At 71.7% G+C, this 21,124-nt stretch carries 20 protein-coding genes; 7 read left to right on the top strand and 13 right to left on the bottom strand.

Features of this window, described 5'->3' with window-relative positions:
- Position 1: 1 nt before the first annotated feature.
- Positions 2–958 (bottom strand): DUF5715 family protein, encoded by a 957-nt coding sequence (locus ACN26Z_RS14240; RefSeq protein WP_421461658.1) that lies wholly within the window; start codon positions 956–958, stop codon positions 2–4.
- Between the two features lie 219 nt (positions 959–1,177).
- Between ACN26Z_RS14240 and ACN26Z_RS14235 the strand changes: the two genes are divergently transcribed.
- The gene (locus tag ACN26Z_RS14235; protein WP_421461656.1) at positions 1,178–2,032 is read left to right on the top strand and encodes an alpha/beta fold hydrolase; all 855 of its coding nucleotides are present in this window, start codon (positions 1,178–1,180) and stop codon (positions 2,030–2,032) included.
- Positions 2,033–2,064: 32 nt separating this feature from the next.
- On the opposite strand, the gene ACN26Z_RS14230 is transcribed toward ACN26Z_RS14235, so the two are convergent.
- Positions 2,065–2,640, bottom strand: coding sequence for a TetR/AcrR family transcriptional regulator (locus tag ACN26Z_RS14230; RefSeq protein WP_093402686.1), 576 nt, complete (start codon positions 2,638–2,640; stop codon positions 2,065–2,067).
- A 181-nt stretch (positions 2,641–2,821) separates the two neighbouring features.
- Here ACN26Z_RS14230 and ACN26Z_RS14225 point away from each other — a divergent pair, with 181 nt between their 5' ends.
- Positions 2,822–4,564, top strand: coding sequence for a DEAD/DEAH box helicase (locus ACN26Z_RS14225; RefSeq protein WP_421461653.1), 1,743 nt, complete (start codon positions 2,822–2,824; stop codon positions 4,562–4,564).
- Positions 4,565–4,651: 87 nt separating this feature from the next.
- On the opposite strand, the gene lon is transcribed toward ACN26Z_RS14225, so the two are convergent.
- Positions 4,652–6,988: an endopeptidase La gene (lon, locus tag ACN26Z_RS14220; RefSeq protein WP_282238854.1), complete on the bottom strand. Its 2,337-nt coding sequence runs from the start codon at positions 6,986–6,988 to the stop codon at positions 4,652–4,654.
- A gap of 256 nt (positions 6,989–7,244) precedes the next feature.
- On the opposite strand from lon, the gene ACN26Z_RS14215 reads away from it, so the two are divergent.
- Positions 7,245–7,592: a histone-like nucleoid-structuring protein Lsr2 gene (locus tag ACN26Z_RS14215; RefSeq protein WP_093402683.1), complete on the top strand. Its 348-nt coding sequence runs from the start codon at positions 7,245–7,247 to the stop codon at positions 7,590–7,592.
- A gap of 143 nt (positions 7,593–7,735) precedes the next feature.
- Here the strand turns inward: ACN26Z_RS14215 and ACN26Z_RS14210 are convergent, their stop codons facing one another.
- Both ACN26Z_RS14210 and ACN26Z_RS14205 read right to left on the bottom strand, forming a co-directional pair.
- Entirely contained in the window at positions 7,736–8,986 is a 1,251-nt protein-coding gene (locus ACN26Z_RS14210) for a hypothetical protein (RefSeq protein ID WP_282238855.1), read from the bottom strand.
- Between the two features lie 300 nt (positions 8,987–9,286).
- The gene (locus ACN26Z_RS14205; RefSeq protein ID WP_282238856.1) at positions 9,287–10,159 is read right to left on the bottom strand and encodes a DUF2726 domain-containing protein; all 873 of its coding nucleotides are present in this window, start codon (positions 10,157–10,159) and stop codon (positions 9,287–9,289) included.
- Positions 10,160–10,361: 202 nt separating this feature from the next.
- Between ACN26Z_RS14205 and ACN26Z_RS14200 the strand changes: the two genes are divergently transcribed.
- From ACN26Z_RS14200 to ACN26Z_RS14190, 3 genes are all read left to right on the top strand, one after another.
- Positions 10,362–11,087, top strand: coding sequence for a helical backbone metal receptor (locus tag ACN26Z_RS14200; protein ID WP_421461650.1), 726 nt, complete (start codon positions 10,362–10,364; stop codon positions 11,085–11,087).
- Positions 11,088–11,260: 173 nt separating this feature from the next.
- Positions 11,261–11,821: a DoxX family membrane protein gene (locus tag ACN26Z_RS14195; protein ID WP_093402823.1), complete on the top strand. Its 561-nt coding sequence runs from the start codon at positions 11,261–11,263 to the stop codon at positions 11,819–11,821.
- A 166-nt stretch (positions 11,822–11,987) separates the two neighbouring features.
- Positions 11,988–12,368 (top strand): FKBP-type peptidyl-prolyl cis-trans isomerase, encoded by a 381-nt coding sequence (locus ACN26Z_RS14190; RefSeq protein WP_421461648.1) that lies wholly within the window; start codon positions 11,988–11,990, stop codon positions 12,366–12,368.
- A gap of 94 nt (positions 12,369–12,462) precedes the next feature.
- Here ACN26Z_RS14190 and ACN26Z_RS14185 read toward each other — a convergent pair whose 3' ends face one another.
- From ACN26Z_RS14185 to pdhA, 5 genes are all read right to left on the bottom strand, one after another.
- Positions 12,463–12,813 carry an STAS domain-containing protein gene (locus ACN26Z_RS14185; protein WP_282238858.1) on the bottom strand — a complete coding sequence of 117 codons (351 nt, stop codon included), beginning with the start codon at positions 12,811–12,813 and terminating at the stop codon, positions 12,463–12,465.
- A gap of 194 nt (positions 12,814–13,007) precedes the next feature.
- A complete protein-coding gene (locus ACN26Z_RS14180) occupies positions 13,008–14,267 on the bottom strand; it encodes a L,D-transpeptidase (RefSeq protein WP_093402677.1) in 1,260 nt (419 codons plus the stop codon).
- A gap of 300 nt (positions 14,268–14,567) precedes the next feature.
- Positions 14,568–16,001, bottom strand: coding sequence for a dihydrolipoamide acetyltransferase family protein (locus ACN26Z_RS14175; protein ID WP_282238859.1), 1,434 nt, complete (start codon positions 15,999–16,001; stop codon positions 14,568–14,570).
- Positions 15,998–17,014 carry an alpha-ketoacid dehydrogenase subunit beta gene (locus ACN26Z_RS14170; protein WP_282238860.1) on the bottom strand — a complete coding sequence of 339 codons (1,017 nt, stop codon included), beginning with the start codon at positions 17,012–17,014 and terminating at the stop codon, positions 15,998–16,000. The genes ACN26Z_RS14175 and ACN26Z_RS14170 overlap by 4 nt, the downstream gene beginning before the upstream one ends.
- A complete protein-coding gene (gene pdhA / locus ACN26Z_RS14165; protein ID WP_396887740.1) occupies positions 17,014–18,180 on the bottom strand; it encodes a pyruvate dehydrogenase (acetyl-transferring) E1 component subunit alpha in 1,167 nt (388 codons plus the stop codon). The genes ACN26Z_RS14170 and pdhA overlap by 1 nt, the downstream gene beginning before the upstream one ends.
- Positions 18,181–18,284: 104 nt before the next feature.
- On the opposite strand from pdhA, the gene ACN26Z_RS14160 reads away from it, so the two are divergent.
- Positions 18,285–18,791, top strand: coding sequence for an Lrp/AsnC family transcriptional regulator (locus ACN26Z_RS14160; RefSeq protein ID WP_093402674.1), 507 nt, complete (start codon positions 18,285–18,287; stop codon positions 18,789–18,791).
- 4 nt (positions 18,792–18,795) lie between these two features.
- On the opposite strand, the gene ACN26Z_RS14155 is transcribed toward ACN26Z_RS14160, so the two are convergent.
- The 3 genes from ACN26Z_RS14155 to ACN26Z_RS14145 all read right to left on the bottom strand — a co-directional run bounded on the left by ACN26Z_RS14155 (position 18,796) and on the right by ACN26Z_RS14145 (position 21,120).
- A complete protein-coding gene (locus ACN26Z_RS14155; RefSeq protein ID WP_421461644.1) occupies positions 18,796–19,767 on the bottom strand; it encodes a DNA polymerase domain-containing protein in 972 nt (323 codons plus the stop codon).
- Positions 19,768–19,895: 128 nt separating this feature from the next.
- Positions 19,896–20,126 (bottom strand): hypothetical protein, encoded by a 231-nt coding sequence (locus ACN26Z_RS14150; protein WP_093402821.1) that lies wholly within the window; start codon positions 20,124–20,126, stop codon positions 19,896–19,898.
- 124 nt (positions 20,127–20,250) lie between these two features.
- Positions 20,251–21,120: a metallophosphoesterase family protein gene (locus ACN26Z_RS14145; protein WP_282238863.1), complete on the bottom strand. Its 870-nt coding sequence runs from the start codon at positions 21,118–21,120 to the stop codon at positions 20,251–20,253.
- Positions 21,121–21,124: the final 4 nt, after the last annotated feature.

The raw sequence follows: 21,124 nt of genomic DNA, 5'->3' as shown, positions 1-21,124 counted from the left end.
GTCAGCCCCCCATTTCGGCTTCGTACGCGCGGCGCAGCCGCAGCGTCGCCGACGGCGCGAGGCAGATGTGCCACGCCTGCCCCTCGTCCACCACGTTGATCTCGCCCGCCCGTTGCCGGTTCAGCAGCAGCCCGGCCAGGGTGTCCCGGACCCCGAAGCGGCGGTACCACTCCATCTCCACGTCGACCGCCCAGCCCAGGCAGTGGCCGCTGGGCACCATGGCGGCGTACCCGAGGCGGCGCAACCGGTACTGGTGTTCGGCGCTGCGGACCAGGCTGGTCACCCAGAGCGGCGGCGTGCCCGCCGGGGTGGTCGCGGCGAACTCGCGACCGATGTCGTTGAGCAGGGCGATCACCTCACGGCGGGACCGGCGGAACAGCAACCCGGCGGTACGCGGCGTGGCGTCGGGCAGCACCCGGCGGCGCAGCGCGCGTACGCCCCGGCCGACGACCGTGCGGGGCTGCTCGGTGTACTGGAACCGCAGCAGCCCTCGCCGCCGCAACCACTCCAGGTCGACAAGTTCGGCGCTGTGGTAGACCTCCGTGTCGGTGAGGAACGTGGCGGCGTCGCGCCACCACATCACGTCGATCCGGGACAGCAGGTAGATGCGGACCAGTGCGGCCAGGTCAGCGGCGGAACTGCGCTCGTTCGGCTGGTACCGGGCCATCTCCAGCAGCAGGGTCTCGCGGGCTCCGATCAGCCCCTGGGAGGTGGCGTCGAGCACCTGCATGATGGCCGGTTCCCGCAGCCGCTGGTCGATCAGCACCTGACGAGCCTTCGCGCTGCTCACCCCGGCGAGCGCGCTCACCTCGACCAACAGTTCGGCCACGGCGTCGCGGTAGGCCGCCAGGTCGGGCGGGGCCGCGGTGACCGGGCGCACGATACCCGGTGGGCGTCGGCGGGCCGGGGTGACGGGGAGACCGGGTCGGTGTCCCGGGCTTCGGCTGGGCACTCGCATGATCGGTCCTCTCTGCCGCCGCGACGGTCGCCTGTGACAGAAAGTAACCACACCAATCCGGATGAGTGCGAGCAATACTCCTGTATCCCCCTAAGGCGTGGCAGACCACTCGGCAGGCGCGTGCCGCCCGGCGGCACACAGACCGGGCGGGGTCGTTGTACCATTCGGTACAACGACCCGTGCCGCGGAGGTGCGGTCGACGGACGGGAGGGACGGTCGATGCCGACCATCACCCTGACCACGGGCACGATCGACTACACCGACACCGGTGGTGACGGAGCAGTCCTGGTGCTGCTGCACGGTGTGAACATGGACGCGAGCCTGTGGCGTCGGGTGGTCGCCGAACTCGGTCCGACCGTGCGCTGCGTCTGCCCCACCCTGCCGCTCGGCAGCCACCGGAGACCGATGGACCGGCCGGAACTGGTCACCCACCGGGGCGTCGCCGCCCTCGTCGGGGAACTGCTCGACGCACTGGACCTGCGTGAGGTGACCCTGGTCGCCAACGACTGGGGTGGCATCCAGTTCCTCGTGGCCGACGGCCCGACCGACCGGATCGCCGGTCTGGCGCTGGTCGCCTGCGAGGCGTTCGACAACTTCCCGCCCGGAAAGCCGGGCAAGGCGGTGGCGATGAGCGCGCGACTTCCGGGTGCGCTGTGGCTGTCGATGCAACTTCAACGGTTCGGCTGGTTCCGGCGCGCTCCCGGCGCGTGGGGGTGGATGAGCAAGTACCCGATCCCCGACGAGGTGCTGGACGCCTGGTTCCGACCGGCGCAGCAGGACCGGGCGATCCGACGGGACCTGCGCACCTTCGCGTTGTCCACCCCGCCGAAGGCGGAACTGCGGGCCCTGCCGAACCGGCTGGCGTCATTCGACCGCCCGGTCCTCGTGGCCTGGGCCCGTGAGGACAAGCTCATGCCCCCGTCGCACGGCCCCCGGCTGGCGGCCCTGTTTCCCCGGGGCCGACTGATCGAGATCGACGACAGTTACACCCTGGTGCCGGAGGATCAACCCCGCCGGCTCGCGGCGGAACTCGCTCGGTTCGTCACGACCGAGGTGCGCGGGCCGCACCCCTGAGCCGTTGCCGGACGTCACCCACGCCGCGCGCGTCACCCGGCCCGGCTGATCGGCCGGGTGGATTGCAGGAAGGCCGCCATGGTGGCGTCCGCCGTCGCCCGGTCGCCGGTGAGCGCCAACTCGAACAGGACGCCCCGGGTCATCGCCATCGCCATCCGCGCCTGGATCCGCGCCTGTGCGGTCGGATGGCCAACCTCCTCGAAGAACCAGCCGAGCCGGTCGGTCCAGAAGGTGATCCAGGTGCGCAACGCGCTGGCCCACGCGTGCCCCTGCATCGCCGCCGCCGACATCTCGAAGAACAGCGGCGCGAACGCCCGATCGTCGGCGAGCCGGAGCCAGAAACGCCAGGCGCCGTCGTACGGGTCGTCGGCCGCCTCACGCAGCAGCGAGTCGAGCAGTTCCTGCTGGTCCCGCCAGACGGCCTCGACCATCGCGGTGAGCAGCCCTTCGCGGGAGCCGAAATGGTAGATCAGCATCCGGTGGCTGGTCCCGATCTCGGCCGCGAGCGTACGCAGGCTGGTGTCGCCGACACCGTTGGCGGCGAAGTACGCGATCACCCGTCGCAGGAGGGCCTCCTGCGGACCGCCGGCCGGCACGGTGACTGTCACGACCCGATGCTAGTGCGGTGGCCAGGACCGTTGGCGGTGTCGCGGCGAGGTCCGCTCTCCGCGATGACGGTCAGCGGTCGGGACACGGCGGCGTCCAAGGCGGCACCGCCCTCGGCGACGCCGCGCACATGTTCGGGTGGTCGCCGCAGCGGTCCAGGGGAGGTGATGAAAGGCTTGACCCATGAGTTCCACGCCCGTACTGCCCGACCCGTCCGCCGAGCCGCCCGCCTTCACGGAACTCGGCCTACGACCCGAACTGCTCGCCGCACTAGCCGCGCTCGGGTACGAGGAGCCCACGCCGATCCAGCGGGAGGCGATCCCACCGCTGCTGAGCGGCCGGGATCTGCTCGGGCAGGCGGCGACGGGCACGGGCAAGACGGCGGCGTTCGCCCTACCGCTGTTGCAGCGAATGCCCGACGACCGGGCCGGAGACGACCCGCACGCGCTCGTGCTGGTGCCGACCCGGGAACTCGCGGTGCAGGTCTCCGAGGCGTTTCACCGCTACGGCAAGGACCTCGGTGCGCGGGTGTTGCCGATCTACGGCGGGCAGCCGATCGGTCGGCAGTTGCGGGCGCTGGACGCCGGCATCGACGTCGTGGTGGCCACTCCCGGTCGCGCTCTGGACCACATCGCCCGGGGCACGCTGCGGCTGGGCAACCTCGCCACGGTGGTGCTGGACGAGGCCGACGAGATGCTCGACATGGGCTTCGCCGAGGACATCGAGGCGATCCTGGAACACACCCCCGAGCAGCGACAGACGGTGCTGTTCTCGGCCACCATGCCGGCGCGTATCGACGGGATGGCCCGAGCGCACCTGAGCGATCCGGTGCGCATCCTGATCGCCCGCGAGCAGCCGGTGGCCGGTGAGGCGCCCCGGGTGCGGCAGAGCGCGTACCTGGTGGCGCGGGCGCACAAACCAGCGGCGCTGGGGCGGGTGCTGGACGTCGAGTCGCCCACCGCGGCGATCGTGTTCTGTCGCAGCCGGGAGGAGGTGGACCGGCTCACCGAGACGATGAACGGTCGCGGTTACCGGGCGGAGGCGCTGCACGGCGGCATGAGCCAGGAGCAGCGGGACCGGGTGATGGGGCGGCTGCGCGCCGGCACCGCCGATCTGCTGGTCGCCACCGACGTGGCGGCCCGTGGGCTCGACGTCGAGCAGCTCAGCCACGTGGTCAACTTCGACGTGCCGTCGGCACCTGAGTCGTACGTGCACCGCATCGGTCGGGTTGGCCGAGCCGGACGGGAGGGGGTGGCCATCACCCTGGCCGAGCCCCGGGAGCACCGGATGCTCAAGACCATCGAGCGGGTCACCGGGCAGCGGATCGCGATCGACAAGATCCCCACGGTCGCCGATCTACGAACCCGTCGGCTGGAGCTGACCCAGGCCGCGCTGCGGGAAAGCCTGCTGGAGGACGACCTGGACCCGTTCCGGGTGATCGTCGAGACGCTCAGCGACGAGTTCGACCTGATGGAGGTGGCGCTCGCCGCCGTGAAGCTGGCCCACGAGGCGACGCTGCCCGGTTCCGACGAGGCCGAGGAGGAGATCCCGCAGGTGGCGGTCCGCCCGCCTCGGGAGGGCCGGTCGGCGGGGTACGAGGGCCGGGGCGAACGCCGACCGGCGCGGCCCCGTACCGCCGGCACCACCCAGGTCTTCATCGGGGTGGGCCGGCGGGCCGGGGTGCGCCCGCAGGATCTGGTGGGCGCGATAACCGGGGAGACCGGGGTCCGGGGCAGGGACATCGGCTCGATCGAGATCGCTGATCGCTTCTCCCTGGTCGAGGTGCCCCTCGGCGTCGCCGACGAGGTCATCGCCGGGCTGCGCGGCAGCACCATCAAGGGCCGTAAGGCCACCGTCCGCCGGGACCGGGAGGGACGTCCCGGCGAGCGCCGATTCGACGACGGCGACCGACGCGACCGCCGCTGATCTCGGTCACCCTCCCGCGCCCCGGCTCCCGTCGCCTGCTCCGCTGTGCCGCGCCCCCCGGCCAGGTGACCGGGGGCGCGAGCACGGTCAGGCGGCGGTGACGCGCTGCCCGCCCAACGACGCCGGATCGATCTCGGCCGGGCGCAGCGCCAGCGCGAGTACGTCGGCGACGTCGGCCAGGGTGTGCACGGTCAGCGCCTCGCGCACCTCGGTCGGCAGGTCGTCCAGGTCCGGTTCGTTGCGGGCCGGGATGATCACCTCGGTCAGTCCGGCCCGGTGGGCGGCGAGGAGCTTCTGCTTCACGCCGCCGATGGGCAGCACCCGCCCGGAGAGAGTCACCTCGCCGGTCATCCCGAACTCGGGGCGTACCGGTCGGCCGCTGGCCAGCGATGCCAGGGCGGTGACCATCGTGATGCCGGCGCTGGGCCCGTCCTTGGGCACCGCGCCCGCCGGGACGTGCAGGTGGATCCGCCGCCCGGCGAGGGCGTTCGGGTCCAGGCCGAGGCGACGACCGTTGGCCCGCAGGTAGGAAAGGGCGATGTGCGCCGACTCCTTCATCACGTCGCCGAGCTGGCCGGTGAGGGTCAGCCCCGGCTCGCCGTCCATGCTTGTCGCCTCGATGAACAACACGTCTCCCCCGGCACCGGTGACCGCCAGTCCCGTGGCCACGCCAGGTGTCGCGGTGCGTTCCGCCGATTCCGGCGTGTGCTTCGGCCGGCCGAGGTAGCGGACCAGGTCGTCGGCACCGACGCGGGCGGGCGTCGGGTCGTCGGCCAGGGTCACGGCCACCTTCCGCATGATCTTCGCCAGGGCACGCTCCAGCTGCCGTACGCCGGCCTCGCGGGTGTACTCCCCGGCGATCCGTGCCAACGCTGCGGCGTCCACGTCGACCTCGTCGGTGGTCAGCCCGGCCCGCTCCCGCTGGCGCGGCAGCAGGTGGTCGCGGGCGATGGCCACCTTCTCGTCCTCGGTGTACCCGTCCAGAGTGACAAGTTCCATCCGGTCCAGCAGCGGCCCGGGGATGGCTTCCACCACGTTGGCGGTGGCCAGGAACAGCACATCGGACAGGTCGAGGTCGACCTCCAGGTAGTGGTCCCGGAAGGTGTGGTTCTGCGCCGGGTCGAGCACCTCCAGCAGGGCCGCGGCCGGGTCGCCGGCGTACCCCACGGAGACCTTGTCCACCTCGTCGAGCAGCACCACGGGGTTCATCGACCCCGCCTCGCGCAGCGCCCGGACGATCCGCCCGGGTAGCGCCCCCACGTAGGTACGGCGGTGTCCCCGGATCTCGGCCTCGTCACGGATACCGCCGAGGGAGACCCGGACGAACGTCCGGCCGAGTGCCCGGGCGACCGACTCACCGAGGCTGGTCTTGCCGACACCGGGCGGGCCCGCGAGGGCCAGTACGGCACCGGAGCCACGGCCGCCGACCACCCCGAGGTCACGTTCGGCGCGCCGGTTGCGCACCGCCAGGTACTCCAGGATGCGGTCCTTGACGTCGGCCAGGCCGGCGTGGTCGGCGTCGAGCACGGCCCGTGCCGCGGCCAGGTCCGTGTTGTCCTCGGTACGCGTGCTCCACGGCATCTCCAGCACCGTGTCGAGCCAGGTACGGATCCAACCCGCCTCCGGGGAGGCGTCGCTGGCCCGCTCCAGTTTGCCGACCTCCCGCAGGGCCGCCTCGCGTACCTTCTCGGGCAGGTCGGCGGCCTCGACGCGGGCCCGGTAGTCGGCCGAGCCGTCCGGGGCGTCCTCGCCGAGTTCCTTACGGATCGCGGCGAGCTGCTGGCGCAGCAGGAACTCCCGCTGCGTCTTCTCCAGTTCTTCGCGTACCTCGGAGTTGATCTGCTCGGTGACCTCCTGCTCGGCCAGGTGGTCCTTCACCCAACCGACGAGCAGTTCCAGCCGCGCGGTGACGTCCGGTGCGGCCAGCAGTTCGGTCTTCTGCGCCAGGCTGAGCCAGGGCGCGTAGCCGGCCGAGTCGGCCAGCTCGCCGAGGTCGGTCATCCGCTCCACCGCGTCGATGACCTGCCACGCGCCGCGTTGCTGGAGCACGGAGGTGACCAGGGCGCGGTACTCGCGGGCCAGTTCCCGGGCTTTGCCGGCCGGGGCGGGTTCATCGATCTCGGACGCCTCGACCCACAGCGCCGCGCCGGGACCGGGCACCCCGGAGCCGATGCGGGCGCGGGCGATGCCGCGGATCACGGCGGCCGGTTCGCCGCTGGGCAGCCGACCGACCTTCTCGATGGTCGCGACCGCGCCGACGGAGCCGTACTCGCCGTCCAGGCGGGGCACGGCGAGCAGCTTGTGGTCGCCGGTGGCGCGGGCCGCGTCGACCGCGGCCTGGGTGGTCGGGTCGAGGGTCACCGGAATGACCATGCCGGGCAGTAGTACGGCGTCGGTCAGTGGAAGTACCGGAAGAGTTGCCATCGAACACCTGCTATCGCGTATGAGTTGAGCGTGTTTGGCTCAAGTCGCGACGGGCCTCGGTTGTTCCGCCGTGTGACCCAGCACACGGCAGGCGGCTCACAGCTAGTCGGCCGCGCCCACGCGGAGCAGATCCAAAATCGGGGATTTCGATGTCACGCAAAACGCGAACCGCCGCAGGGCGCGCTTTTGTTGCGTAATTGGCGGACGATCAGTCAAACTTTGAGCACACCCCGTCAGACACAGGGAGTAATCGACGATGGCCAAACAAGTAATCACGGTGCTGACTGACGACCTCGACGGCGGAAAGGCCGACCGTACGGTCGAGTTCAGCCTGGATGGCGTGGCGTACACCATCGACGTTTCCGACGAGAACGCGGGTGTCCTGCGGAAGGCGTTGGATCCGTTTATCAATGCCGGCCGGCGACTCGGCCGTGGTGCTGCCGACACGGGCCGTAACCCACGTCGTGGCATCGGTTCGGGCACGCCCGGAATGAACCGCGAGCAGAACCGCGCCGTCCGCGAATGGGCGGTCCGGAACGGCTACAAGATTTCCGAACGGGGTCGCATCCCGGTCGAGGTGGTCGAGGCGTACAAGAACCGCTGAGCAGCGGGAATGTCGCTCTGGCGCGGTTAGGGCTCGGGTCACGGCAGGATTGCACCGGCTTTCCTACATGCAGCGGGGCCGCCCGGAATTTCTCCGGGCGGCCCCGCTGTTTGGTCTCAGCCGCACGACCTCAGTCGTCGGCGTCAGTTGACCTGGATGCGCACCGCGTCGAAGGCCGGGGTCTGGTTGGCCCGCTCCGACATCGGGATGCGGTGCGAACCGTCGCCGGCCCAGACCGCGCACTGCGCGGTACCGGAGTCCGGCAGGCCCGGGATCTGGATGGTCACCTGGTCCGGCTGGGCGCCGCCGCCACCGTCCTCGGTGGCCACGAAGAAGGCCGGCACCGGCTCCGGCGCAGGCGCCTCGTCCGTGTTGTTCAGCATCCGGCAGGCGGTGTGGAAGTGACCGCGGGTCAGGCCCTCACCGTTGAGCAGCGAGCTCTCCAGGTAGTAGCCGCCCTGGCCGGCCGGGAGGAACCGGTCCCGGACCAGGTTGCGGGTGCTGACCTGGATCGAGAAGCCCTCGTTACGGTTGATCTGCTGCGGGAAGTCGGTGATCAGCAGCGACGGGTTGTTGGCTGCGGCACCGACCTCGCCGAAGGCGGTGCTGATGCAGCGGTTGCCGTTCTGGAAACCGTCGTGCGCCTGAAGCTGGCTGTTGTCACAGTTGTTCGCCAGCACGTCGAGACCGTTGTTGTTGTTGCCGCCGTCGTTGTCCCCGTCGTTACCGCCGTTGTTGTTGCCGCCGTCGTTGCCGCCGTTGTTGTTGTCGACCGGCTGCACCTGGCAGGTGGCGAGGTTGCCGAGGCCGCGTGGCCGGGGGCCGAAGCGGTCGATGGCGATCGTGATCCGGCCGATGGTCGCTCGACGCTTGCTGGCCAGCGGATTGAGGATGGCGTTACGGATGAACCCCTCGCCGCGGTCACCCTCTGCGGCGAGTCGCTCGTCCGCCTCGGTGATCTGGGTCTGCAACGCGTTCAGGTTGCGGTCCACCTCGGCGCGGGCCCGGTCGGGCACCTGCGGGAGTCGGCTGACCACGTCCGGGCAGGCCACCGCGAAAGCGCCGTCGGTCGCGCCGTCGGTGCCGTCGCGAGTCTCCTGACACTCCTCGACGGTCTGCTGCCCGTCGCCCCAGTGGTTGACCACCCAGCGGCCGTTCTGCCAGGTGCGGGTCGTGGTGGCGCCCCGAGCGGCCGGCGCGGTGGCGCCGGGGCTGGGTGCGACACATTCTGCCGCCACCGGTCGCTGCTGCTGGTTTGACCGTCGGTCACCGGCCGACGAGATCTGGGTCACGGCGACGACGCCGCCGAAGACAGCGAGCGTGGCGCCAACGGCCAGAAGTCGCTTGGTCCGCGCGTTACCGGTTGGTCGGCGCGACCGGGTTGACCTGCGCATCGAATTGCTCTCCTTCTCGATCCGGTTCCTGATTCGTGACTCGACGGACCGAACGGAATCTTGGTTGGCGCGTTCGACGGGGACCGCCTGAACGCACCGGTGGCACGTCGACGAACGACGATGCCCTTTCCGCACCGTCTGCCGCACCTGCCGGTGCGGGTTGGGGAGATCCTGTCCATTCGCGGTGAGGTACGGGCCCGCTCCGACGGCGGTTCAAAGGCCGCCAACTTTTTTTCGATGTTTCTTTCCGCGCCCGGCCGGTCACCGTCCGCCCTCGGTCGACGAACGCTCAGGATGCGGTCACCGCTGGCAGAGATGGTCGTAGGCGAAATCGCCGACGAGTTCGTCGCGTCGATCCCGCAGCTGCCGAATGTCGGCCAGCAGATCTGCGAGTGGCACCAGCGTCGGCGCGTCCGACTCGATCGTCCGCAGTCGCTCGCCGACCGCGAGGACGGCCAGGTCCTCGGCCAGCCGAGCGGGTTCGATGCCGCAGGAGAGGCCGTGCGCCTGCACGGTCACCCGCTCCACCAGCACCTCGCCCGGACGCACCTCGGCCCAACTCCACCCCTCGGCCGGCCCGCGCGCCCAGCACACGTGCAACCCGCGCAGGATCGGATCGGTCAGCCGACGCGCCACGTACCCCTGCACCGCCTCGACGCGGGCAAGCGCGCCGAGGTCGTTGACCGCACCCTCACGTCCGTCGGGCAGCCGGCCGACGATGTCCCGGAACCCGACGCCCGCCAGGTCGGATCCGGCGGCACCGGCGGCGAACCGACGCGCGTCGACGAGGTACGCGACGATCCGCGCCCCGTGCCCGGCGGTACGCAGGGTGGCCGAGACGACCCGTAGCAACGGCAGCCCGATCGCGGCGGCGACAGCCTCCGTGGTCCGCTCGGCCCGCCGGGCTGTGGCGTCGGTCGACGGCGACCGGAACTCGACGGCGAACTCGGGCCGTCCGGTCACCGCCGTGCAGACCACATGGTCGAACAGCGTCCGGCTGGCCGTGTTCCACTGGCTCGCGGTGAGACCCGGCGGCCGACGCCGGACGACCTCGCCGAGCCGCAGCCCGGCATGTATCCGCTGCTCCGCCCGGACCTGCACGGGGGCGCGCCCGGCGTCCTCCGGCACCTGCGACAGCCCGCGATCGTGGTCACCGGTCATCGTCGTACCCATGAGTCCTCTTCAACCTCTCCTTGCCGGCCGACAGCGGCCGCGAGGCCGGACGACGGTGCGCGGGCAGCTCGACAAGGCTCTCCTCCCGTCGGCCGACCGAGTCTAGGATGACGATCATGCCGGCGGCTCCCCCAGCGGGCCGGCGGTGACCGGACGCGCTCCACGCCGGACCGACCGGCAGCCGGGCCGAGGAGGTGGACGGGTGCGGGTGGTGTCCCTGGTGCCGTCGCTTACCGAGGCGGTGGCGGCGACCCTGCCCGATGTGCTGGTCGGCGCCACCGACTGGTGCACCCATCCGGCGGACCTGGACGTGCCACGGGTGGGCGGCACCAAGTATCCGGACCTGGACCGGGTTCGCGCGCTGCGTCCGGACCTGGTCCTGCTCAACGTCGAGGAGAACCGGCGGGAGGACGGCACCGCCCTGGCCGCGGCGGGGATACCCACCCGGGTGACCTATCCGCGCACTGTGGACGGTGCGCTGACCGAGCTGGCCGACCTGCTTCGGGAGCTGGGATCGGCAGCGGAACCGCACTGGCTGACGAAGGCCCGCCGAGCCTGGGCCGCGCTGCCGGGAACGCCGGTCCGCCGACGCGCGGTGGTGCCGGTCTGGCGGCGGCCCTGGGTAGTGCTCGGCGCCGACACCTTCGCCGGGGATCTGCTGCGCCGGCTCGGCGTCGACAACCCGTACGCCGAGCAGCCGCAGCGGTATCCACGACCGACCCTGCCGCAGCTGCGGGACCAGGCACCGGAGCTCGTCGTGCTGCCGGACGAGCCGTACCGCTTCACGCGCGACGACGGGCCGGAGGCGTTTCCCGGCATTCCCTGCGCCCTGGTGTCCGGCCGGCACCTGACCTGGTACGGCCCTTCGTTGGCGGAGGCTCCCGCACTGCTCTCCGCCCAGCTCGCCGATCTCTACGTCGCCCGCTGACCGCCGCGACGCACGGTCGTCGAGGGCGGCACCTGTCACCGGTCCCGGCGAACAGGGGTCGAAGGTCCCGGCCGGCACCGGCCCGCTGGCCCTGATCGCCACCGCCTCCCCGGGCGTCAAATGGAAGTGCCACCGGGACACGCGGTGCGAAGCAGAGAAGGGACGTGGACATGATGACCGCGATGATCGAGCGGAACACCGCCGCCAAGACCCCGGTGGCCGAGACCAACCAGGAGCAGAACCTCCGCACCCGGGCCACCCGCTACCTGCTCGCCGGGCTCCGCCTGGCGCTCGGTTGGGTCTTCCTCTGGGCCTTCCTGGACAAGGTGTTCGGCCTGGGGTTCGCCACCGAGGCGAAGAACGCCTGGATCAACGGGGGCAGCCCGACCAAGGGCTTCCTCAGCTTCGGTGCCGCCGGCCCGTTCCAGGGCTTCTACAACAGCATCGCCGGCGCCGCCTGGGCCGACTGGCTCTTCATGATCGGCTTGGCCGCCATCGGTACCGCACTGCTGCTCGGTATCGGAGTGCGCGTCGCCGCCGCGGCCGGTGGTCTGCTGCTGGTGCTGATGTGGACGGCCGTCCTGCCTCCGGAGAACAACCCCTTCATGGACGACCACCTCGTCTACGCCGGCGTGCTGGCCCTGCTCGCGGTGACAAACGCCGGTGACACCTGGGGCCTGGGCCGCACCTGGGCACGACTGCCGATCGTCAAGCGGTTCGGCTGGCTCCGCTGACCCTGATCACCTCCCCCCGCGGCGGGCGTCACCTACCGGTGACGCCCGCCGCACCGCATCCGGCGCGCTCGGCCACCGGTGGCCCACATCGGTCCACGGGGCGCGCCGGGCCGTAGCATCCGGCAGGATTGTGCTGAGACGGAACCGACGCACCAGGAGAATCCGCATGAACCAGGCAGCGAGAAAGCCCGAGATCGGCCCGATCGAGGGCGCCCCGCCGGCCGACCTCGTGATCGAGGACATCACCGTGGGCGAGGGCCCGGAGGCTCAGCCCGGGCAGGAGGCCCGGGTGCACTACGTCGGGGTGTCCCATTCCACCGGCGCGGAGTTCGACGCCTCCTGGGACCGGGGCGAGCCGTTCGACTTCCCGCTCGGCGGTGGACGGGTCATCGCCGGCTGGGACCAGGGCGTGGTGGGGATGCGCGTCGGCGGCCGACGCCGGCTGACCATCCCGCCGCACCTCGGGTACGGCAGCCGAGGCGCCGGTGGCGTCATCAAGCCCAACGAGACCCTGGTCTTCGTGGTCGACCTGCTCGGCGTCCGCTGACCGCACGCGTCCGGCGCCGGCCCCGTGCCCGGCGCCGGACGCGTCGTCGGAACCCCGCACCCGGTGCGCCACCTGACGGTGGCACGCCGGCCGGTCACGCCGCGGCGAGCACCCGCTGCGGCGTCGTGCCGACGACCGGGATGACCCGTCCCAGGCCGGTGGCCCGCAGCACCCGCTCCACCAGGGGCGGCGGGTCGACCAGCACCAGATTGCCGCCCTGCGACCGCACCCAGAGCCGAGCCGCGACAAGTGTCCGGACCCCGGCAGCGGAGAGCAGCCGGACCCCGGAGAGATCCACCCGCAACTCGGTGCGGGTGGGGGCCGCCCAGAGCGCGGCGCGGAACGCCGCGACCGTGGCGATGTCGATCACACCGACCACGCGAACGCACACCGCGTCGTCGGACACGCTGGTCTCGACGTGGAACCGTTCCTCGCGCTCTGGCATACGACGAACCTATCCCGCACCACCGACACTTCCACCCTGCTGGAAGGCGGTTCCGGGTAAGCCCAGGGCATGACCCGCAGGCCGGCCGGGTCCACCCTAGGGACGATCCCCGGCCCTCAGGGTGACCACCTTCCGGAGACCGCCACGACACGCCGGGCCGACCCGAGGGCGGGTGGCCCGGCGCGTACGTCTGGTCAGCCGCCGCTCGCCGACGGCTGCGGTTCGGGCGAGCCTCCGGCGACCGCTCCCGGGTCCGGGGCCTGGGTCGGCGAGGGCCGCAGGCCGGCCGGCACCGGCAGCGCGCTGCCCTTGGCGAACTGCTCCCAGCTGACGTTCCACGCCGTCCAGCCGTTGCCCTCGTCGAGCTCGACCTCGGTGCCCTTGACGGTGACCAGGTCACCGACCTGGGTGATGCCCATCAGCCAGTCCGCGTTGGCCGCCGACAGGTTGGTGCATCCGTGGGACACGTTGGTGTATCCCTGATCCCCCTCCGACCAGGGCGCGCCGTGGAGGAACTCACCGCCCCAGGTGAGTCGCTGCGCATCCTCGACGTCGACCACGTACGGATCGGCCGAGCCCCGCGTGTCGAACGTGGTGAACTCGTGCTTCTCCATGATCACCATCTTGCCGCTGGAGGTGGGCGTGCTCGGCTTGCCGAGACTTACCGGCAGCTTGCGCAGCAACTTGCCGTCCCGGATCACCGACATCTGCTTGCTCGCGTTGTCGATCTCCAACTCGACCTGCCGACCGATCTTCGAGGTGGCCCGCCGGTCGGCGTCGCCGACGTGCTCCTTGCCGATCGGCAGGCCCTCCAGCGCGGCGCGGACCTTGATCGACGTACCGGGCCGCCAGAAATCGGGCGCCCGGTAATAGACCTGGCTGCCGTCGGACACCCAGGACCAGGTGCCCGGCTGCGGCGGATCCGTTTTCACGAACAATCGGCGTTGCACATCCGCCCGCGCCTCTTTGGGAATTGGCGGGTCGAAGGCGACGGTTACCGGCATAGCCGTTCCGTACGTCCGATCATCGGCGAAATACAACGTGCTGACAATGGCTGGTTTGGATGATTTGGGCTGCGTCGTGAAGGTCGTCCTGCGGGTGACGGTCTTCCCGGAGTGGCCGGTCGCGGTGACCTCCGCGGTGTACGTCCGCTTCGGTTCCAAGGTCCGGCTCGGCACCCACCCGGAGCCGTCCTCACGCGGCTCGGCCGCGACCGTCGCGCCCTTGTCGTCGGTGATTCGCACGGCGGTGACCTGCCCGTGCTTGACCATGGTGCCGATCTCCCCGGTGACCGGCACGTCCCGCGTCCCCTCGGCCGGCGTCACGGACAGTTCCGGGTTGGCTCGCGCCTCGGCGGGCTGCCCGGCCCTGCGATCGCCGGTGCACGCGCCCAGCGCCAGCGGTGCCGCTGCGACACTCACCGCCAACAGCGTCAGTCGCCGCCTCAACATCATGATGCGTCCCCCCGTTATAGCCGCTTCCTCCGCCACATTCTCCCTAGCTCGGCACCGACGTTTTTGCGGTTTCGACCAAGAGCGGGGACATTACATGGAGAACCGTTTCCGTAATCGCACCCAGGCGAACGGAAAATGCCAGCGACGACGGTACGGGCGATACTCGGTCGACTGTCGCGTTCTGTCCGGCGGCGTACCACTGATCCGCTCCGTGGGGTCCGCACCCGGCGGACGTCGATCGCGGGTTCGCTGTCCCGCCTGCGGGCGGAACGGCGAACCCTCCCGGTCGACCTGGTTCCGTCAGACCGTGGCGATCAGCAGCGCGGGCTGCTCGACACAGTCCGCCACATGCCGGAGGAACCCGCCGGCCACACCGCCGTCGCAGACCCGATGGTCGAAGGTGAGGCTCAGCTGCGTCACCTTCCGGACCGCGAGCTGGCCGTCGACGACCCACGGCTTGTCCACGATGCGGCCGATGCCGAGCAACGCGGCCTCCGGGTGATTGATGATCGGGGTCGAGCCGTCGACGCCGAACACCCCGTAGTTGTTGAGCGTGAAGGTCCCCCCGGTCAGCCGGGCCGGTGGCAGCTCGCCCGCCCGGGCCGCGGCGGTGGTGGCCGCGAGTTCGGCAGCCAGTTCGGTGGTGGTGAGCCGCTCGGCGTCCCGCAGCACCGGCACCACGAGCCCCCGGTCGGTCTGGGCGGCGATGCCCAGGTGCACCCCGGCAGACTGGACGATCCGCTGGCCCTCGGTGTCGACCCGCGCGTTGAGCTGCGGGTAGCGGCGCAGCCCGGACAGACAGATCCGCGCGAACAGGGCCAGGATGCTCACCGGACGGTCCGGGCGAGCGGCGTTGATCGCGGCCCGGGTCTCCAGCAGGCCGGTGGCGTCGGCGTCCACCCAGATGGTCACCTCGGGGATCTCCCGCCGGCTGCGGGACAGCTTGTCCGCGATGGTGCGGCGGATACCGGTCAACGGGATGACCAGATCCTGGGCACCGACCGGGCGCGGGTCTCCCGATGCCGGTTGTCGTCCCGTCGTCGCCGGCCGGTCGGGAACAGCGGTGAGCCGGGCGGTCCCGTCGGCCGGCGCCCCGGTGACGTCGCGGGCCGCCGCCTCCACGTCGGCCCGGCGGACCACACCGCCGGGGCCGCTGCCGCGCACCGTCGTCAGGTCCACCCCACACTCCCGCGCCAACCGCCGCACGATCGGCGAGATGACCAGTGGCTGGGCCGGTTCGGGCGGGCCGGGCTCCCGGTCGGCCACCGCCACCTGCCGGCCGGCGGCGGACGGAGCCACTGCCGCACCCGATGCCGTCGCGGCGTCCCTCGCGCCCGACGCGTCCGTGGCCGCGGCGAGCCGAGGCCGCCTACGACGGCGGGAACTGCCGTGCCCGGTGCCGTACCCGATCAGGACGTTGCCGGAGCCGGCCCGCTCCTCCTCGCGGTAGACCGCGTGCCCGGTCGGCTCACCGCCATCGGCGCGCCCGCCGACCGGATCGGCGACGGTGATCAGTGGCTGGCCCACCGGGCGCACCTCACCCTCGGCACCGTGCAGGGCGACGACCCGCCCGGCGTACGGGCAGGGCACGTCGACGACCGCCTTGGCGGTCTCGACCTCGACCACGGTCTGGTCCACGGTGACCGTGTCGCCGACCGCGACCCGCCACTGGACGATCTCCGCCTCGGCGAGACCCTCTCCGAGGTCGGGCAGGAGGAAAACCTTCTCGGTCATGCCGCACTGCTCTCGGTCAGCCAACGCCGGTCGGGCTGGTCGTCCCACTGCAACCGGGCGACCGCGTCCAGCACCCGGTCGACCGACGGCAGGTGGGTGTGCTCCAGCATCGGCGCCGGGTACGGGATGTCCAGCCCGGAGACCCGCAGCACCGGAGCGTGCAGCGCGTGGAAGCACCGCTCCTGCACCCGGGCGGCGATCTCCGCGCCGACCCCTGCGAAGCCCTGCGCCTCCTGCACCACCACGCACCGTCCGGTACGACGCACCGAGGCGGCGATGGTGGCGTCGTCGAACGGCACGATGGTGCGTACGTCGACCACCTCCAGGTCCCATCCTTCCTCGCGGGCGGCGTCGGCGGCCTCCAGCGCGACCGGAACCGCCGGCCCGTACGCGACCAGGGTGGCGTCGCGTCCGGCCCGGCGCACGACCGCCCGGCCGAACGGCTCGGTGCGGGTCGGCAGCTCGGTCTCGGCGCCGGCGAAGTAGAGCTTCTTCGGCTCCATGAACACCACCGGGTCGGGGTCGTCGATCGCCTCCCGCAGCAGCGAGTACGCGTCGTCGACGGTCGCCGGGGTGACCACCTTCAGGCCCGGGGTGTGTGCGTAGTACGCCTCCGAGGAGTCGCAGTGGTGTTCCACGCCGCCGATCCCACCGGCGTAGGGCACCCGGATCACCATCGGCACACTCAGCGCGCCCCGGGTGCGGTTGCGCAGCTTCGCCACGTGCGAGGCGATCTGTTCGAACGCCGGGTACGCGAACGCGTCGAACTGCATCTCGACCACCGGCCGCAGCCCGGACATGGCCAGCCCGACGGCGAACCCGACGATGCCGGCCTCGGCGAGGGGGGTGTCGAAGCAGCGTTTGTCGCCGAAGCGGGCCTGGAGTCCGTCGGTGATCCGGAAGACCCCGCCGAGTTGGCCGACGTCCTCACCGAAGACGAGCACCCGCTCGTCGTCGAGCATCGCGTCGGCGAGCGCGGCGTTGAGCGCCTTCGCCATGGTCATGGTGGCCATCAGGCGTCCTCCTCAGCTGCCGCGGCCAGTTCGGCGCGCACCTGCTCACGCTGCTCCACCAGTTGCGCGGTGGGTTCGGCGTAGACGTGGTCGAAGAGGCTGAGCGGGTCGACCGTGGGTTGGGTGTTCATCCGTTCCCGCAGGTCGGCCGCGTACCTCTCGGCCTGCTCGGCGATCTCGGCGACGGCCGCGTCGTCGAGCACGTCCCGGCCGCGCAGGTAGGTCTCCAGCCGGACCAGCGGGTCGCGGTCACGCCACGCCTCGACCTCGTCGGCGTCGCGGTAGCGCGAGGCGTCGTCGGCGTTGGTGTGCGGCTCCATCCGGTAGGTGTGCGCCTCGACCAGGAACGGTCCCCGGCCGGCGCGGGCGTGCGCGACCGCTCGGGTGAGCACGGCGAGTACGGCCACCGGGTCGTTGCCGTCGACCTGCTCGCTGGGTACGCCGTACCCGACACCCTTGTGCGCCAGCGTCGGGGCGGCGGTCTGCCGGGACAGCGGGACGCTGATGGCGTACCTGTTGTTCTGCACGAAGTACACGACCGGGGCCTTGAACACGGCGGCGAAGTTGACTCCCTCGTGGAAGTCGCCTTCGCTCGTGGCACCGTCGCCGATGTAGACCAGGGCCACCGTGTCGCGCCCCTGGTAGGACTCCCCGTAGGCCAGGCCGGCGGCGTGCACGCACTGGGTGGCCAGCGGCGTGCACTGCGGTGCGGTGCGCCGCTGTGCCGGGTCGTACCCGCAGTGCCAGTCGCCGCGCAGCAGCGTCAGCACCTCGACCGGGTCGATGCCGCGGGCGGTCAGCGCCATCGACTCCCGGTAGGTCGGGAAGACCCAGTCGTCGTCGCGCAGCGCCAGCACGCCGCCGACCTGGCAGGCCTCCTGGCCCCGGGAGGACGGGTAGACGGCGAGCCGGCCCTGCTTGGTGAGCGCGGTGGCCTGCGCGTCGAAGCGCCGGCCGACGACCATCCGCCGGTACATCTCGCGCAGCGCCTCGACCGGCGGTTCGGGATAGTCCGCGCGGGCCGGCAGCAGGGTGCCGTCCGGGTTGAGCAGCCGGACCGGTTCGGTCTGGGGCAGCAGGCCGGCGGCGGGGTCGGGCGCGGCCGGGGTGGCCGGCCGCCGCTTGCGCGGGGATGCCCTGCGGGCCGCCTGAGGGGTGGTGGTCACGGCGGAACCTCCTGGACGTGTGGTGGCCCTATGCTCCTGCTGTCGGATGATTGACTCAAGATGCCCGGTGAACGCGGGATGAATGGCACCCGGAGGAGACCACGATGAGCCAGGAGGCCGCCGAGGAGGCGGACCGGCGGGGCGGAACGGGACGTTCGGCCGTCCCCCTCGACGAGGTGGACCGGCGCATCCTCGACGAGCTGACCCGGGATGGTCGGCTCTCCATCCGGACGCTCGCCGAACGGGTGCACGTCTCGCGGACCAACGCGTACGCCCGGGTGGAGCGGCTGCTGCGGGACGGGGTGATCACCGGTTTCGCCGCGCGGGTCGCCCCGGAGGCGGCCGGCCTGGGCACTTCGGCGTACATCGCGCTGACGATCAGGCAGAACACCTGGCGGGAGGTGTCGGCGGAGCTGGCCCGGGTGCGCTACGTCGAACACGTGGCGCTGCTCAGCGGTGAGCACGACGTGCTGGCCCTGGTCCGGGCGCCCGACAACGCCACCCTGCGGGACGTGGTGCTGGACCGGGTGCAGCGCATCGCCGGGGTGCTCGCCACCCGCAGCTGGCTGGTCTTCGAGGAGTACGACGGGGCGCGCAGCCCGTGGGAGTGACCGCTCAGCGCTCGGGCGGCGACTCCAGGCCCTCCCGGTCGGCCAACTCCAGCAACGGCGCCAGGGAGAAGCGGCGCTCGTCCAGGCCCGCGTGCGGGTCGCCCCGATCGGCGAACCGGCCCGGCATGGTGGTCACGTCGAAGTCCTCCGGCCGGGCGTCGTCCAGCTCCGCCCAGTCCAGCGGCGCGGACACCAGCGCGGCCGGCGTGGGCCGGATCGAGTACGCCGAGGTCATCGTGTGGTCCCGGGCCATCTGGTTGTAGTCGACGAAGACCGGCCGGTCCCGCTGTTCCCGCCACCAGGTGGTGGTGACCAGGTCCGGCCGTCGCCGCTGCATCTCCCGCCCGAGCGCCAGCACCGCGCGGCGGCAGTCGCCGAAGCTCCACCGCGGCTCGATCGGGACGTAGACATGCAGGCCCCGCCCGCCGGTGGTCTTCGGATAGCCGGTGAGCCCCAGCTCGTCGAGGAAGGCGCGCACCTGCTGCGCCACGGGCACCACCTGGTCGAACCCGACGCCGGGCAACGGGTCGAGGTCGATCCGCAGCTGGTCCGGCCGCTCCACGTCCGTCTTGCTCACCGGCCACGGATGGAAGCGCAGGGTGCCCAGGTTCACCGCCCAGATCACCACGGCCAGCTCCGCCGGGGCGACCTCGTCGGCGGTGCGTCCGCTGGGGAAGGTGATGTGAGCGGTGCTCACCCAGTCGGGTGCACCGGCCGGCACCCGCTTCTGGTAGAACGCGTCACCCCGGTTGTCCGCCCGGGTGGCGATGGTCGCGCCCTCGAACACGCCGCGGGGCCACCGTTCCAGCATCGTCGGCCGGTCCCGCAACGCGCGCAGGATGCCGTCGCCGACGGCGAGGAAGTAGCGCACCACGTCGAGCTTGGTCAGCCCCCGCTCCGGGAAGTACGGCTTGTCCGGGCTGGTGACGCGGACCGTCCGCCGCCCCACCTGGATCTCCTCCGCCGCCGTCGCCACATCTGAGAGGGTACGACGCGACGCCCGGCGCGGCGGGCCACCGCCGGACGCCGGGCCGCGACGAGTCCCAGCATCCCGAGCCGTGGCGCCGCCGGCCGGACCGGGTGGAACCGCCGTCGTCGCGCCGCTCAGCCGTTCTCGCGTTGCAGCCGCGCGGCCAGCATCTGCTTGCCCTGCTCGCCCGCCTTGCGATTGTTCTCCTGAATCTTGCGGAACCAGGTGGCGAGTTCCTGGTCGCCTCGGGCGTCCGCGTCGGCGATGTAGGTCTCCAGATGCCAGATGTTCTCCAGCGACATCTGCAACGCGTGGATCAGGTCGTAGTTCTTGTCCTTCACCGGACTGTCCGGCCGCTGCACCATGGTGGCCACGACGCACCTCCAGCTCGTTGGTTGCCGGCCGCATACCCCCGGTCGGCCGCAGCACACGCATCAGCCTGAGGCGCAGTTCCGTGGTAGCCCGCCGGGTGGTGGCGGCCGAGCCGGTTCACCAGGCCGTCGGCGGCACCCCGTCCGGTGGCGGCAGGATCTGCCGCAGCCGGCCCGGGGGGAGGCGACGGGTCCGCCACTCCCGGGGGTAGCCCACCGACACCTCCTCGAACCGCACCCCGTCGTGCCAGGTGGTACGCGGGATGTGCAGATGGCCGTAGACCACCGCGGCGGCGTCGAAGCGTACGTGCCAGTCGGCGGTGGCGGCGGTGCCGCACCACTGGGCGAAGATCGGGTACCGCAGGACGCGTGTCACGTCCCGGACCAGGGGCCAGTGATTCATCAGCACGGTCGGCAGCGCCGGATCGCGTTCGGCGAGCCGGCGGGCGGTCTCGGCCACCCGCGCCGCGCACCACGCCGACCGGCTCTCGTACGGGTCGGGGTGCAGCAGCACCTCGTCGGTGCAGACGATTCCGGTCCGGTACGCCTCGGCCAGCGCCGCCTCGGGCGTGTCGAAGCCGTCCGGCCGCCAGCTGTGGTCGTACAGCAGCATCAGCGGGGCCACCGTCACCGGGCCGCCGGGCCCCTCCCACACCGGGTACGGGTCTTCGGGCGTGACCACGCCGAGCTCACGACACAGCTCGACCAGGTGGGCGTAGCGCGCCACGCCCCGCAACGTCACCGGGTCGCCGGGCGGGGTCCAGAGCTCGTGGTTGCCCGGCGACCAGACGACCCGGGCGAACCGGCCGGCCAGCAGCCGCAGCGCCCACTCCACGTCGGCGACGGTGTCGCCCACGTCACCGGCGACGAGCAGCCAGTCCCGCGGCGTCCGGGGACGCAGCCCTTCGACGATCGACCGGTTCTCCGGATATCCGACATGCAAGTCACTGATGGCCAGGAGACTGCCACCATCGTCCGTCCCCGCCATGCCT

The sequence above is a fragment of the Verrucosispora sp. WMMD703 genome (assembly GCF_049178935.1).
Taxonomy (GTDB): Bacteria; Actinomycetota; Actinomycetes; order Mycobacteriales; family Micromonosporaceae; genus Micromonospora; species Micromonospora sediminimaris.
The sequence above is the reverse complement of the archived record's forward strand: the minus strand, read 5'-3'. Positions and strand labels throughout refer to the sequence as shown.

Excerpts from the sequence above, each read along its gene's own strand:
- ACN26Z_RS14225 (WP_421461653.1), top strand. The coding sequence starts at position 2,822 with ATGAGTTCCACGCCCGTACTGCCCGACCCGTCCGCCGAGCCGCCCGCC.
- ACN26Z_RS14240 (WP_421461658.1), bottom strand. The coding sequence starts at position 958 with ATGCGAGTGCCCAGCCGAAGCCCGGGACACCGACCCGGTCTCCCCGTC.
- ACN26Z_RS14170 (WP_282238860.1), bottom strand. The coding sequence starts at position 17,014 with ATGGCCACCATGACCATGGCGAAGGCGCTCAACGCCGCGCTCGCCGAC.
- ACN26Z_RS14215 (WP_093402683.1), top strand. The coding sequence starts at position 7,245 with ATGGCCAAACAAGTAATCACGGTGCTGACTGACGACCTCGACGGCGGA.
- ACN26Z_RS14195 (WP_093402823.1), top strand. The coding sequence starts at position 11,261 with ATGACCGCGATGATCGAGCGGAACACCGCCGCCAAGACCCCGGTGGCC.
- ACN26Z_RS14210 (WP_282238855.1), bottom strand. The coding sequence starts at position 8,986 with ATGCGCAGGTCAACCCGGTCGCGCCGACCAACCGGTAACGCGCGGACC.
- ACN26Z_RS14205 (WP_282238856.1), bottom strand. The coding sequence starts at position 10,159 with ATGGGTACGACGATGACCGGTGACCACGATCGCGGGCTGTCGCAGGTG.
- ACN26Z_RS14145 (WP_282238863.1), bottom strand. The coding sequence starts at position 21,120 with ATGGCGGGGACGGACGATGGTGGCAGTCTCCTGGCCATCAGTGACTTG.
- ACN26Z_RS14190 (WP_421461648.1), top strand. The coding sequence starts at position 11,988 with ATGAACCAGGCAGCGAGAAAGCCCGAGATCGGCCCGATCGAGGGCGCC.
- lon (WP_282238854.1), bottom strand. The coding sequence starts at position 6,988 with ATGGCAACTCTTCCGGTACTTCCACTGACCGACGCCGTACTACTGCCC.
- ACN26Z_RS14235 (WP_421461656.1), top strand. The coding sequence starts at position 1,178 with ATGCCGACCATCACCCTGACCACGGGCACGATCGACTACACCGACACC.
- ACN26Z_RS14175 (WP_282238859.1), bottom strand. The coding sequence starts at position 16,001 with ATGACCGAGAAGGTTTTCCTCCTGCCCGACCTCGGAGAGGGTCTCGCC.
- ACN26Z_RS14150 (WP_093402821.1), bottom strand. The coding sequence starts at position 20,126 with ATGGTGCAGCGGCCGGACAGTCCGGTGAAGGACAAGAACTACGACCTG.
- ACN26Z_RS14180 (WP_093402677.1), bottom strand. The coding sequence starts at position 14,267 with ATGATGTTGAGGCGGCGACTGACGCTGTTGGCGGTGAGTGTCGCAGCG.
- ACN26Z_RS14160 (WP_093402674.1), top strand. The coding sequence starts at position 18,285 with ATGAGCCAGGAGGCCGCCGAGGAGGCGGACCGGCGGGGCGGAACGGGA.
- ACN26Z_RS14185 (WP_282238858.1), bottom strand. The coding sequence starts at position 12,813 with ATGCCAGAGCGCGAGGAACGGTTCCACGTCGAGACCAGCGTGTCCGAC.